This is a genomic window from Caldimonas thermodepolymerans, from assembly GCF_015476235.1.
Taxonomy (GTDB): Bacteria; Pseudomonadota; Gammaproteobacteria; order Burkholderiales; family Burkholderiaceae_C; genus Caldimonas; species Caldimonas thermodepolymerans.
Genome location: NZ_CP064338.1, coordinates 2,614,774 through 2,627,270, shown reverse-complemented (window position 1 = coordinate 2,627,270; position 12,497 = coordinate 2,614,774). Strand labels below are relative to the sequence as shown.

The window sequence follows — 12,497 nt, the reverse complement described above, 5'->3', positions numbered from 1 at the left end:
CGGGTACGGCGCTTGCCCAGCGGGGCGGATGATCCGCCCCGAGCCGTACAGTGTCATGCCCCTCGACCCCGGCGACCGCCATGGCGCGGGGGGCGCGCCTGCGGTCGCTTCACCCGCGCCGCGCGGGCCCCTGATCATCGTGATGAACCTGCGCTCGGGCGCCCAGGACCGGCAGCGCACGCTGGCGACCTTGCAGCAGGTCTGTGCCGCAGCGGGCACCGGGCATGAAGTGCTGCAGGTGCCCCGTCCTCGTCAGCTGGTCCCGGTGGTGCGCGATGCGGTCGAGCGCGCGCAGCGCCGGCAGGGCATCGTCGTGGCCGCCGGCGGCGACGGCACGATCAACACCGTGGCGCAGGCCGTGCTCGACGCGGACCGGCCCTTCGGCGTGCTGCCGCACGGCACCTTCAACTACTTTGCGCGTGCGCAGGGCGTGCCGCTGGACATCGAGGCGGCGGCTCGCACGCTGGTCGAGGGCGTCGTGCGCCCGGTGCAGGTGGGCACGCTCAACGACCGCATCTTCCTCGTCAACGCGAGCCTGGGGCTCTATCCGCAACTGCTCGAGGACCGCGAGACCTACAAGCGTCGGTACGGCCGCACGCGCTGGGTCGCGCTGCTGGCTGCCTTCGCGACGCTGTGGCGCCCGCCTTCGCGGATGCTGCTGCGGCTGGAGCGCGAGGGCGAGCCCCGGGTCGAGCCGAGCGCGACGCTGTTCGTCGGCAACAACCGCCTGCAGTTGCAGCAGGTGGGCGTGGCCCAGGCCCCGGCGGTGGAGCAGGGGCGCCTGGTGGCCCTGAGCGTGCAGCCCGCCAGCCGCCTGGCCTTGCTCGGCATGCTGTGGCGCGGGGCGCTGGGCCGCCTGGAGGACGACGCGCACGTGCGCAGCTTCGCCTTCGCGCATCTCGAGGTCGAGCCGGTGCGGCGTCGCGCGCGTGCCGCCCGGCTCAAGGTGGCGATCGACGGCGAGGCGCAGTGGATGGACGCGCCGCTGTCGTTCGGCGTGGCACCGCGTCGGCTGCGTCTGCTGGTGCCGGCGCAGGCATGACGGTGCTGCTGCATCTGTCGGACACGCACTTCGGCACCGAACAGCCGGAAGTGGTGGAGGCGCTGGTGCGGCTGGCGGTGCGGCTGCGCCCGCAGTTGGTGGTGCTCTCGGGCGACATCACACAGCGCGCGCGTGCGGCGCAGTTCCGCGCCGCGGGGCGCTTCGTCGACCGGCTGGACGCGCCGGCGACGCTGGCGATTCCCGGCAACCACGACATCCCGCTCTTTAACCTGGCGGCCCGGCTGTGGGCACCGTACGCGAACTACCGGCGCGCCTTCGGGACCCGGCTCGAGCCGGTGCACGACGCGGACGGGCTGCTCGTGGTGTGCGTCAACACCACGCGCGCGCACCGCCACAAGGACGGCGAGGTGGACGCCATGCAGGTGCGGCGCGTCGCCGAGCGGCTGCGCCGCGCCCGTCCCGAGCAGTTGCGCATCGTCGTGACGCACCAGCCGGTGCACGTGACGCGGCCCGAGGATGCGAGCAACCTGCTGCACGGGCGCGAGGACGCGCTGCGTGCCTGGGCCGAAGCCGGCGCCGACCTGGTCCTCGGGGGCCACATCCACCTGCCTTACGTGCAGCCGCTGGCCGGAACCCTGCCGGGGGTGTCCCGCGCGCCGTGGTGCGTGCAGGCCGGCACCGCGGTCTCGCGCCGCGTGCGCGACGGGGTGCCGAACTCGGTCAACGTGATCCGCCACGACCCGCAGGCGTGGTCGCGGGAATGCCTGGTGGAGCGCTGGGACCACCGGAGCACGTCCGGCAGGTTCGAGCTCTTCGAGGCCACGCGCATCGCGCTGGTGCGCTGATCCGGACGCCGAAAACAAGAACGCCCGGCCAGGGGCTGGGCGCGGTACGAGCGGACGGTGGGCGCGGGCTCAGGCGTCGTAGTGCTGGATGCCCGCGATGGCCCATTCGCGGCTGCCGTCGCTCGGGCGCACCAGGTGCCAGACCTCGTCGAACGGTTCGGCCACGCCGTCCTTCTCCTCGCGGATCAGGCCGTGGTAGCGCACGCTGACGATGTCGCGTCCGTCTTCCTGCGCATGGTCGATGACCTCGGCATCGAGCTGCACCACGTCGGTCTGCTGCGGGGCCTGGCCGCGTTCCTGCAGGTCCAGGCGGATCGAGGCGAACATCTCCGGCGTCGTGAAGCGGCGCAGGTCTTCCAGGTCGGCCGTGTCGTTGGCCGCCTGCATGCGGATGAAGATCATCTTCGCGATGCGCTCGAACCCGGCAGCGTCGAAGCCGGCGGGCAGCACGGGCCCCGCCGGCACGTCAGCGGCCGCCCCGCCCGCGGCCCCGACGCCCTGGGCGGCAGGCTGCAGCGGTGCCCGCAAGTTCGCCGGGGCGGCGCCCGCACCGGCGCCGGCATAGCTGGGCACGGGTTGCGGGGCCAGGCGCCGCAGCAGCAGGCGCACGACGAAGATGCCTGCCAGCACCAGCAGCACCAGGGTCAGGAAGTTGGCGAACTCGGCTCCCAGGCCCAGGTGGCTCATCAGCGCGGCCAGGCCCAGGCCTGCGGCCAGGCCCGCGATCGGGCCCATCCACGAGCGGCGGCCGGCATTCTGCGCGGGCGCGCCCGCCGGAGGGGTGGCGTTCTGGTTCGGCGTGGCCTGCTTGGGCGGCGTGCTCGGGGCCTGGCGCGGGGGCAGCTGCCGGCTCATCCCGCCGCCGCCCAGGCGCTTGGCGTCGACCTCGGGCGTGCCCAGGGCCAGGCCCAGTCCCATCATGACGGCGCACAGCGTGGCGAACAGTCTTCTCATCCTCAGGGTGCTCCTTGTTCGTGTTTCAGGTCCGGCGGCATGCCGCCATCGGCCGATGTTACGGCTTTCCCGCGCACGCGCCGAAACTTGGAGGTGCGGGCGGCAAGGGCAATTGCAAGGGGGCGCGGCTCAGGCCGGGCGGGAGCGCATCCACGACTCGAAGGCCGCGGCGCTCAGCGGGCCGCTGATCAGGTCGCCTTGCACGTCCTCGCACCCCTGGGCGCGCAGGAATTCCTGCTGGCGTGGCGTCTCGACCCCTTCGGCGATCACCGTCTGGCCCAGGCTGTGGGCCATCTGCACGATGGCGCGCACGATGGCCGCGGCGTCCTGCGCATCGGGCAGGTCGCGCACGAAGGAACGGTCGATCTTCACCTTGTCGATCGGCAGCTCCTTCAAGTGCCGCAGCGAGAAATAGCCCGTGCCGAAGTCGTCCACCGAAATGCAGATGCCCAGCGCCTTGAGCCGCGCGAGCTTCTGCGACACGTCGGGCAGGTCGTCCATCAGCATGCGCTCGCTCAGCTCGAGCTCCAGCGCCTGCCCGGGCACGCCTTCCTCGCGCAGCACCTGCTCGACCGCCTCGACGAAGCCGACCGACTTGAACTGCACCGTGGTCAGGTTGACCGCGATCGGCAGCCGTGCATGGCCGGCTTCCTCCCAGCGGCGCGCACAGCGCACCGCCTCGCGCAGCACCCACTGGCCCAGCGGCAGCATCAGCCGCTGCTGTTCGGCCACCGGGATGAAGCGGTCCGGGTAGAGCAGGCCGTGCTGCGGGTGGTTCCAGCGCAGCAGCGCCTCGGCGCCGACCAGCCGCTGGTCCTGCAGGCGCACCTGCGGCTGGAAGTGCAGCACGAACTCCTGGCGTTCCAGCGCCTGCACCAGCTGGCTCTCCAGCACCAGCGCGTCGTAGGCGGTCTGCACCACCGAGCGGTCGAAGAACTGGTAGTTGGCGCGGCCGCGCGACTTGGCGAGGTACATCGCGCTGTCGGCGTGCTTGATCAGCTCGGCCGGCGAGCGCGCATCGGCAGGGAACAGCGCGATGCCGATCGAGGGCGTCACGCAGATCACCCGGCCGTCGGCGTCCACCGGCGCCTCAATCGTCGCCAGCAGCTTGCGCGCGACGTCTTCCACGTCCTGCCGCAGCCGCGCGTGCGGCAGCAGCACCATGAACTCGTCGCCGCCGAAGCGTGCCACGCGGTCGGTGGCACGCAGCGCCGAGGTGATGCGCAGCGCGATCGTCTGCAGCAGCTTGTCGCCGGCCAGGTGGCCGAGCGAATCGTTGACGCGCTTGAAGTCGTCCAGGTCGATGAACAGCAGCGCGAGCTGCTCGTCGGTCGAGCGGGCCATGGACATGCGGTAGTCCAGGTCCTCCATGAACGACATGCGGTTCGGCAGCCCGGTCAGCGCGTCATGGTGGGCCAGGTAGTGGATGCGCGCCTGCGCGGCGTGGCGGTCGCGGATGTCGCGCACGATGGACATGCGCAGGCGCTCGCCGTTGCGCACCATCGTGCGGCCGATGAACTCCACCGGCACGCGCGTGCCGTCGCGGGTGATCACTTCGCTTTCGTAGGTGGCGTCCTCGGCGTTGTGCCACAACGCCTGCACCTTGGCGTGGTATTCCGGAGGCACGAACTCCAGCGTGTGCCGCCCGAGCAGCTCCTCGAGCGTGTAGCCGATGAGCCGGCAGATCGGCGGGTTGGCGTCGGTGATGATGCCGTCCTGGTGGAACACCACGCCTTCCATGCTGGCCTGCATGAACTTGGCCAGGCGTTCCTCGGATTCGCGCATCGCCTGCTCCGCAAGGCGGTGGCGCGTGATGTCGACGATCAGCACGAACGCGCCGACCAGCCGGTCGTCCGCGGTGAGGTGCGGCAGCAGGCTGACCTCGATCCACTGCGGCTGCCCGTCGGGCAGGAGGCGGCGCCGTTCATACGACACCGCCTCGCGCAGGCCGAGCACCCGCTCGACGTAGGGCTGGATCTCGTGCGTCGCCTCTTCGCCGATCACCTCGGCGAAGGTGCGGCCGAGGATGTTGTCCTCGTCCCAGCCGAAGCTGTGCGCGTACTGCTTGTTGGCGAACAGACAGCGGAAGTCCCGCGAGTCGTAATAGGCGATCAGGGCCGGGACGTTGTTGGCAACGAGCCGCAGCAACTCGGCGGGCACCTGAGTCGCGAACGAAGCCTGATCCGGCGTTTCGGTGGCGGCCATCGGGATCCTGTCGTCGGCGCGGGGGAGGGGACGTGTGATCGAGCCATCATAGCGGTCCCATGCGTCGCGCGACAGGCGGGCCTTCCTCCTTTTGACCGATGCCGGGCGGCATGCGCACGCCCGGCAGGCCCGGCGTGCTCAGCGGTCCTTCTTCTTGCCGGTCTGGTTGCCGATCACGCCGCCGACGGCCGCGCCGCCGATCGTGCCGGCCGCACTACCGCCGGTCAGCACGGAGCCGGCCACGCCGCCGACGCCGGCACCGATGGCCGTGTTGCGGTCACGCTCGCTCATGTTTGCACACCCCACCATTGCCAGTCCCAGGGCCAGCGCGCCGGTGGTCTTTGCCAGGGTCAGGATCGGGTTCATCGCGTTTCTCCAGAATCGAAGCCACGAACATTCATGGCCTGATTCCAGCGTAGGACCATGCGCTCTGGGACGCCGTCGGCCTGCGGCCGCCGGGCCTGTCGGCCGGCACCTACAGGCTCAGCCGAGGCACACGCCCAGCCCCCGGGCGGCCTGCAGCAGCGGATGATCCGGCGGCACCGTGCGGTTGCGCCCGGCCACGTCGGCCAGGGGCACCTCGGTGCAGCGGTCGCCGGCCAGCGCCACCATGCAGCCGAAGCGCCGCTGCGCGACCAGCTGCGCCGCGTGGTAGCCGAAGCGGGTGGCCAGCACGCGGTCGAACGCGGTGGGCGAGCCGCCGCGCTGCACGTGGCCCAGCTGCACCGAGCGCACCTCGCTGGACAGCAGCGGCTGCAGCTGCTGCTGCAACACCGTCCCGATGCCGCCCAGGCGCAGCGGGTCGGGGCTGTCGGGCAGATGCGCCTGGACCTGCAGGCTGCCGCCCACCGGATGCGCGCCCTCGGCAATGCAGATGACGGTGTAGCCCTGCGCGGTCTCGCGCTCGCGGCAGTGCTGCGCGACGGCCTCGATGTCGTAGGGGAGCTCGGGCAGCAGGATCACGTCGGCCGCCCCGGCAATGCCGGCCTCCAGCGCGATCCACCCCGAGTAGCGGCCCATGGTCTCGACGATCATCACGCGCCCGTGGCTGTGGGCGGTGGTCTCCAGCCGCTCGATCGCGTCGGTGACCACCGCGACCGCGCTGTCGAAGCCGAAGGTGCGGTCGGTGTGCATCAGGTCGTTGTCGATGGTCTTGGGCACGCCCACGACCGGCAAGCCCAGTTCCTGGAAGCGGTGGGCGATGCTCATGCTGCCGTCGCCGCCGATCACGACCAGCGCGTCCAGCCCCAGTTCGCGCACGTAGTCCATCACCTGCGCCGAGCAGTCCGCACCGCCCGCGCCGAAGTAGCGGAACGGATCGGCGCGGTTGTGCGTGCCGAGGATGGTGCCGCCCAGGTGCAGGATGCCGCTGACTTCCCGCCTGCCCAGCGGCCGCACGCGTCGCTCGAGCAGGCCGAGGAAACCGCGCTCGATGCCGGTGACCCGGGCGCCGCATTCGTTGATCAGCGCCTTGGTCACGGCCCGGATCACGGCGTTCAGGCCGGGGCAGTCGCCGCCGCCGGTGAGGATCCCGATGTGCATCTGTCGTCTCCCGTTGGTGGTCGTGGTGGGGCCGGCCTCAGGACTGCGCGGGCCGGGGCGCCAGCGCGCGGGTCTCGAAGGCCTCGCCGATCGCGAAGAAGGCGCCGCCGGCCACGTAGTGCAGCGTGCGCAGCGCCGGGTCGGTCTGCGCATCGTAGTGCCAACGGCCGCCCGAGAACACGCGCGCATCGGCGTGCGCGGCGACCACCTCGCCGATGAACAGGTCGTAGGTGCGCTCGTTATGCGGCTCGCGCACCACCTGGCATTCCAGCCAGCCGACGCAGCCCTCCAGCAGCGGGGCGACGATGCGGCTGGCGGCGAAGGTGGCCAGGCCATAGCGGGCGAACTTGTCCTCGCCTTCGGGCAGCTCTCGGCCGGAGGCATTGCCCACGGCCAGCGTCGCTTCCGCGAGCGCGCGGCCGGGGATGTTGAGCGCGAAGTGGCCCGACGCCTCGACCAGCTCGCGCGTCAGCGTGGCCTTGTCGATCACCACGGCCACCTTGGGCGGGTCGAAGTCCAGCGGCATGGACCAGGCCGCCGCCATCACGTTGCGGCGGCCGCCATGCTGGCTGGTCACGAGCACGGTCGGGCCGTGGTTGAGCAGGCGGTAGGCCTTGGGCAGTTCTACGGGTTGTCGCATGGGAAGAAGGCGTTGCGGGTCGGGCGCGAGAGGAGGCGCCCGTCGGGTTCAGAACCAGTCGACGAAGCCGGACTGGGCGGCATTCTGCGGGTTCGAGCCGGCATCGCGCACGCGTTGCAGCGCCTCCTGCGTCGGCAGGCCCAGCTGCTTGAGCACGCAGGCGGCGGCCGAGCCGGTACGACCCATGCCGGCGGCGCAGTGCAGCAGCACCGCATCGCCGGCCTGCACGCGCTCGGCCAGCCGTGCGATGCCGTGGCGGAAGCCGCCGGGGTCCTCGGGCAGGCCGAAGTTGCGCATCGGCAGGTGCAGCCATTCGAACGGCAGGCGGTTCAGGCGGACGGCCTCGGCGTAGTCGGGCGACAGCTCGGCCAGCTCGTCCAGTGGCGTCAGGCAGGTCACCAGCGCGAGGTGCCGGTGCGTGGCCTCGGCGAGGAAGTCCCGCCAGGGCTCGAAGCGCCCCGGCATGGACGACAGCCACAGCGAGCCGCGCACCGCAGGCGGCAGGATCACGCCACGCAGGTTCATGACGCGGGCCTCCAGTGCATCAGGTCGTCCAGCACCGGCAGCGCCGCCATCGCGACCAGCAGCAGGGCGAACGGCACTGCCGCAGCGAAGCCGAACAGCTTGAACGCGGCCGCACCGGCGATGCCGCCGGCGAGGAACATCGCCAGGATCAGCGCGTGGATGCGCAGCTTGTCACGGTCGGCGCGCACCTCGCCGTGCCCGGCGCTGGCGCCGCGGCGGTTCCAGTACATCAGCCGGCCCAGCTCGATGCCCAGGTCTGTCACCAGGCCCGTGACATGCGTGGTGCGGATCTCGGCCTTGGAAATCTTCGTCACGATGGCATTCTGCAACCCCATCACGAAGCACAGCAGCAGCACGGTCGCCGGGGCAAGCAGCTCGGTGTGCACGGCGAGGTTCGCCCCCAGCAGGCCGAAGACGAGCAGCAGCGCGGCTTCGACCAGCAGCGCGATCGCGTATTCGCTGTGCATGCGCCGCCGGCGGGCCCAGTGGATCAGCATGGCGGTCTGGGCGGCACCGAGCATGAAGGCCAGCACCAGCACCACGCCGGTGAGGGCGAAGCGGACCTGGCCCAGCACCAGGTCGTCGGCCACTGCCGAGACGATGCCGGTCATGTGCGAGGTGTAGCGCTGCACGGCGAGGAAGCCGCCGGCGTTGATGCCGCCGGCCACGAAGGCCAGCGCGCAGCCGAGCTGGCGGTTGGCCGCGCGGGTGCGGGTACGGCCGGTGAGCCGGCGCAGGAAATGCAAGGGCATGGAAACGGAGCTCGTGCCAAGGGATTCACGATAGTGTGCACTGGGCGCAGGGCCATGCGTCCAGGTCGTTTGACGCCCCGGACGGCGGCTACGTACACTGCCGTCATGTCCCGAGGCCTGCAATCCTCCCCGACGGCAAGCGGTGTGCGCGTGGCGCGCGCCGGATGTTGTTGTCGCTGTCGTTGCGGGCCGCGGGGGAGGTTTTCCTCCTGGTGAATGTCCCAGCATTCTCTCGAGGCCGCAGCGCACCCGCCCTGCGGCCTTTTTGTTGTCCCACGATCCTTTCATCATGAGTTCATCGATGTCGGTGCTCCGGGCCCGCGCAGACGACGCGGCCCCCGGGCATGACGAGGCGGCCGGCCTGTGGCGCCGCATCGCGGGCGACGCCCGCGCGCTCGCATCCACCGAACCCTGGCTGCGCCGCCGCATGCACGCGCTGCTGGCTGCCGGCACCCCCGAGCGCATGCTGGTGCAGGTGCTGTCGCGGCGCCTGGCCACCCTCGACTGGCCGGAGCCGGACCTGCGCGCGCTGCTGACCGAAGTGCTGGACGCCGCGCCCGAGCTGGTGCAGCTGGCCGCGCGCGACCTGGGCGCCGTGACCGAGCGCGATCCCGCCTGCGCCGGGCCGCTGCACGTGCTGCTCAACCTCAAGGGCTTCCACGCCCTGCAGATGCACCGGGCGGCCCACTGGCTGTGGCAGCAGGGGCGGCGGGACCTGGCGCACTCGCTGTCGAACACCGTGGCCACCGTGCTGGCGATCGACATCCACCCGGCCGCGCGCATCGGCAGCGGCGTGATGCTCGACCACGCCAGCGGCATCGTGATCGGCGAGACCGCGGTGGTCGAGGACGACGTCTCCATCCTGCAATCGGTCACGCTCGGCGGCACCGGCAAGGAACACGGCGACCGCCACCCCAAGGTGCGCCGCGGCGTGATGATCGGGGCGGGCGCCACCATCCTCGGCAACATCGAGATCGGCATGATGAGCAAGGTGGCGGCCGGCAGCGTGGTGCTCGAGCCGGTGCCGCCGCACTGTACGGTGGCCGGCGTACCGGCGCGCGTGGTGCGCTGGCACGACGCGCAGCACGTCCCGGCCCGCGAGATGGACCAGCGGCTCTGAGGCCGCGGCAGCCGCACGGGCAAGCGGCTTGCTAGGGCGGGGCATGCCGGCCTCGTCCCCTTCGTTCCTGCAGCGCCTGTTGCTGACCACCGCGGTGGTGGTGCTGGTGCTGCTGGTGTGGCACCTGCGGGACGTGTTCGTGCTGTCGTTTGCCGGCGCGGTGGTCGCGGTCACGCTGACCGCGTTCATGGCGGGGTTGCAGCGCCTGCTGCCGCTGTCGCGCCATCTTGCGCTGGTGCTCGTGCTGCTGCTCCTGCTGGCGGCCACCGTGGGCGGCGCGGCCCTGCTGGGGCCGGCGCTGGCCGGGCAGTTCGAGCGCCTGCAGCAGGAACTGCCCCGGGCCCTGGACGCCGTCACCCGCTGGCTGGACGACAGTTCCTTCGGGGCGCTGGTGCACGAGGCCTGGACGGGGTTCAAGGCCGACGGGGTGCCCTGGGCGCGCGTTGCCAGCGTCGCCAGCGTGACGCTGGGCTCGCTGGGGGCGATGGGCCTCGTGCTCGTGCTGGGCATCTACCTCGCTGCCGACCCGCACACCTACCGGCGCGGCATCGTGCGCCTGGTGCCGCCGGCGCGGCGCCCGCTCGTCGACGAGGCCCTGGGTGATGCGGGCGAGAAGCTGTACCGCTGGCTGGTCGGGCAGGGCCTGTCGATGCTGGCCGTCGGCGTGATGACGACGCTGGCGCTGTGGGCCATCGGCATGCCGCTTGCGCTGGCACTCGGCATCATCGCCGCGGTGCTCGATTTCGTGCCGTTCTTCGGCCCCATCGTGGCCGGTGCGCTGGCGGTGCTGCTGGCCTTCACCGAAGGGCCCCGCACGGCCTTGCAGGTGGCGGTCGCGGTGGTCGCGATCCAGCAGATCGAGGGCAACGTGCTGGTGCCCCTGGTGCAACGCTGGGCCGTGTCGCTGCCACCGGTGCTGGGCCTGCTGGCGGTGGTGATCTTCGGCCTGATGTTCGGCCTGCCCGGCGTGCTGCTGGCCACGCCGATGATGGTGGTGGTCGTGTCGCTGGTCGAGTCGCTTTACCTGCGCGCCTACATCGAGGCCGACGGCGAGCCGTCGCCATGACGGCCTTTGCGACGATGCGCCGCGTCGCGGCCGCACGGATCGCAGCGGCCGCATCCAGGGAGTGAACGCCATGGCGGGAGCCAGCCTGCTCGCATTGATCGACGACATCGCCTCGGTGCTGGACGACGTGTCGATCCTGACCAAGATCGCGGCCAAGAAGACCGCCGGCGTGCTCGGTGACGACCTGGCGCTCAACGCGCAGCAGGTCGCCGGCGTCAAGGCCGACCGCGAGCTGCCGGTGGTGTGGGCGGTCGCCAAGGGCTCGCTCGTGAACAAGGCCATCCTGGTGCCGGCGGCGCTGGCGATCAGCGTGTTCGCGCCCTGGGCGATCACGCCGCTGCTGATGGCAGGCGGCGCCTTCCTCTGCTACGAGGGCTTCGAGAAGCTCGCGCACCGCTTCCTGCCGCACGACGCGGCCCGCGAGCGCGAGCTGGAGACCATGACACGCGCGCTGGTCGACCCCGGCGTCGACGTCGTGGCGCTCGAGAAGGCGAAGATCAAGGGCGCGGTGCGTACCGACTTCATCCTCTCGGCCGAGATCATCGCGATCACCCTGGGCACCGTGGCCGACGCGCCGTTCGCGACCCAGCTGACGGTGATGGTCGCCGTCGCGGTGGCGATGACGGCGGGCGTCTACGGCCTGGTGGCGGGCATCGTGAAGCTGGATGACGGTGGGCTGTGGCTCAGCGCGAGGCGCGGCGACGGCATGCTCGCGCGCCTGCAGCGCGGCCTCGGGCAGGGCATCCTGCGTGCCGCGCCCTGGCTGATGAAAGGCTTGTCGGTCGCAGGCACGGTGGCGATGTTCCTGGTCGGGGGCGGCATCCTGGTGCACGGTGTGTCGGTGCTGCATCACCTGGTCGAGGTGGCCGGGGAGGGCATGCACGCGCTGCCCGGGGTCGGCGGGCTGCTTGGCGCGCTGGGGCCGATGGTGCTCAATGCGCTGGTCGGCGTGGCCGCCGGCGGCCTGGTGCTCGCGGCGGTGACGCTGGTGAAAAAGCTGCTGCCGGCCCGCGCCTGAGCCGCGGCTTCATGATCTCCGAGGTCATCGACGCGACGACGCGCCACCGTGAAGATGGGCCCAGGTCGCGCGAGGTGTGACGCCCGTGCGGCCGATGGTCCCACTTCTGGAGTTGCACATGACAGGCTCAGACCTCCTTCCCCTGGCCGTGGCCCTGCTGATCGGGCTGGCCGCGATCGGTTCGTGCATCGGCGTGGCGATGTCCGGCATGAAGCTGCTGGAATCCTGCGCGCGCCAGCCGGAGCTGATGGAGCGGCTGCAAGGCAAGTTCTTCCTGGCCGCGGGCCTGACCGACGGGGCCTTCATCATCGCCACCGGCATCGGGCTGTGGTTCGCCACGGCCAACCCGTTCGCCGGCTGAGCGGCAGGCGGGGCGGCGACGCGGCGGCCGTGCCGGGGCAGCCCCGGCCGGCGGGCCGCATGACGGGCTCTTGAAATCGGCGCACCCGACCACAATTCGGTGGCGTCATCACAGGAGCACGCTCGCAGGAGCCATCCGTCATGCAGGTCACGCAAACCGTCCGGATCCCCGGCAGGCTGGTCCCGCTGGCCATGCTGGCCCGCCTGTTGCAGCGCCTGGAAGCGAGCGAACAGCCGGTGTCCGCCGAGCAGTACCGCCTGGTGGTCGACCGGCTGGCGCAGGAGCTGCAGACCGCGCCGCAGGGAGCCGAATTCGACGCCGTGCTGGAAGCCTATCCGGCCGCGCGCGAACTGTACGAGAACCTCCACTACCAGCACGCCGGCCTGTGCCGCTCGCCGCTGGAGCCGGCGCTGAACGCCGAGCTGGAAGCGGTGCGGGTCATCGCGCGCGCCGCGGGCCGCTGAAG

The 12,497-nt window shown here is 71.5% G+C and carries 14 protein-coding genes; 7 read left to right on the top strand and 7 right to left on the bottom strand.

The window, feature by feature from the left end; all coding sequences use genetic code 11:
* Positions 1-55 precede the first annotated feature (55 nt).
* The gene (locus tag IS481_RS12350; protein WP_104355944.1) at positions 56-1,042 is read left to right on the top strand and encodes a diacylglycerol/lipid kinase family protein; all 987 of its coding nucleotides are present in this window, start codon (positions 56-58) and stop codon (positions 1,040-1,042) included.
* Positions 1,039-1,848: a metallophosphoesterase family protein gene (locus IS481_RS12345; protein WP_104355721.1), complete on the top strand. Its 810-nt coding sequence runs from the start codon at positions 1,039-1,041 to the stop codon at positions 1,846-1,848. The genes IS481_RS12350 and IS481_RS12345 overlap by 4 nt, the downstream gene beginning before the upstream one ends.
* Before the next feature lie 69 nt (positions 1,849-1,917).
* Here the strand turns inward: IS481_RS12345 and IS481_RS12340 are convergent, their stop codons facing one another.
* From IS481_RS12340 to IS481_RS12310, 7 genes are all read right to left on the bottom strand, one after another.
* On the bottom strand, positions 1,918-2,802 hold the full coding sequence (locus tag IS481_RS12340) for a Tim44 domain-containing protein (RefSeq protein ID WP_104355720.1): 885 nt from the start codon (positions 2,800-2,802) through the stop codon (positions 1,918-1,920).
* 129 nt (positions 2,803-2,931) lie between these two features.
* Entirely contained in the window at positions 2,932-5,007 is a 2,076-nt protein-coding gene (locus tag IS481_RS12335) for a putative bifunctional diguanylate cyclase/phosphodiesterase (RefSeq protein ID WP_104355719.1), read from the bottom strand.
* A gap of 138 nt (positions 5,008-5,145) precedes the next feature.
* Positions 5,146-5,373 (bottom strand): glycine zipper 2TM domain-containing protein, encoded by a 228-nt coding sequence (locus IS481_RS12330; protein ID WP_104355718.1) that lies wholly within the window; start codon positions 5,371-5,373, stop codon positions 5,146-5,148.
* A 117-nt stretch (positions 5,374-5,490) separates the two neighbouring features.
* On the bottom strand, positions 5,491-6,549 hold the full coding sequence (locus tag IS481_RS12325) for a 6-phosphofructokinase (RefSeq protein WP_104355717.1): 1,059 nt from the start codon (positions 6,547-6,549) through the stop codon (positions 5,491-5,493).
* Between the two features lie 37 nt (positions 6,550-6,586).
* Positions 6,587-7,189, bottom strand: a complete 603-nt coding sequence (locus tag IS481_RS12320) for a flavin reductase family protein (RefSeq protein WP_104355716.1) — start codon at positions 7,187-7,189, stop codon at positions 6,587-6,589.
* Between the two features lie 48 nt (positions 7,190-7,237).
* Positions 7,238-7,714, bottom strand: a complete 477-nt coding sequence (locus tag IS481_RS12315) for a protein-tyrosine phosphatase family protein (protein WP_104355715.1) — start codon at positions 7,712-7,714, stop codon at positions 7,238-7,240.
* Entirely contained in the window at positions 7,711-8,466 is a 756-nt protein-coding gene (locus IS481_RS12310; protein ID WP_104355714.1) for a YoaK family protein, read from the bottom strand. Before IS481_RS12310 ends, IS481_RS12315 begins: the two co-directional genes overlap by 4 nt.
* 289 nt (positions 8,467-8,755) lie before the next feature.
* On the opposite strand from IS481_RS12310, the gene cysE reads away from it, so the two are divergent.
* The 5 genes from cysE to IS481_RS12285 all read left to right on the top strand — a co-directional run bounded on the left by cysE (position 8,756) and on the right by IS481_RS12285 (position 12,495).
* Positions 8,756-9,586: a serine O-acetyltransferase gene (gene cysE / locus IS481_RS12305; protein ID WP_198425422.1), complete on the top strand. Its 831-nt coding sequence runs from the start codon at positions 8,756-8,758 to the stop codon at positions 9,584-9,586.
* A gap of 43 nt (positions 9,587-9,629) precedes the next feature.
* Positions 9,630-10,652, top strand: coding sequence for an AI-2E family transporter (locus IS481_RS12300; RefSeq protein ID WP_104355712.1), 1,023 nt, complete (start codon positions 9,630-9,632; stop codon positions 10,650-10,652).
* Between the two features lie 70 nt (positions 10,653-10,722).
* Complete coding sequence (locus IS481_RS12295; protein ID WP_104355711.1) at positions 10,723-11,670, top strand: DUF808 domain-containing protein; 948 nt, start codon at positions 10,723-10,725, stop codon at positions 11,668-11,670.
* A 118-nt stretch (positions 11,671-11,788) separates the two neighbouring features.
* Positions 11,789-12,031, top strand: a complete 243-nt coding sequence (atpE, locus tag IS481_RS12290) for a F0F1 ATP synthase subunit C (RefSeq protein WP_104355710.1) — start codon at positions 11,789-11,791, stop codon at positions 12,029-12,031.
* Positions 12,032-12,171: 140 nt separating this feature from the next.
* The gene (locus IS481_RS12285; RefSeq protein WP_104355709.1) at positions 12,172-12,495 is read left to right on the top strand and encodes a hypothetical protein; all 324 of its coding nucleotides are present in this window, start codon (positions 12,172-12,174) and stop codon (positions 12,493-12,495) included.
* The last annotated feature ends 2 nt before the right edge of the window (positions 12,496-12,497 follow it).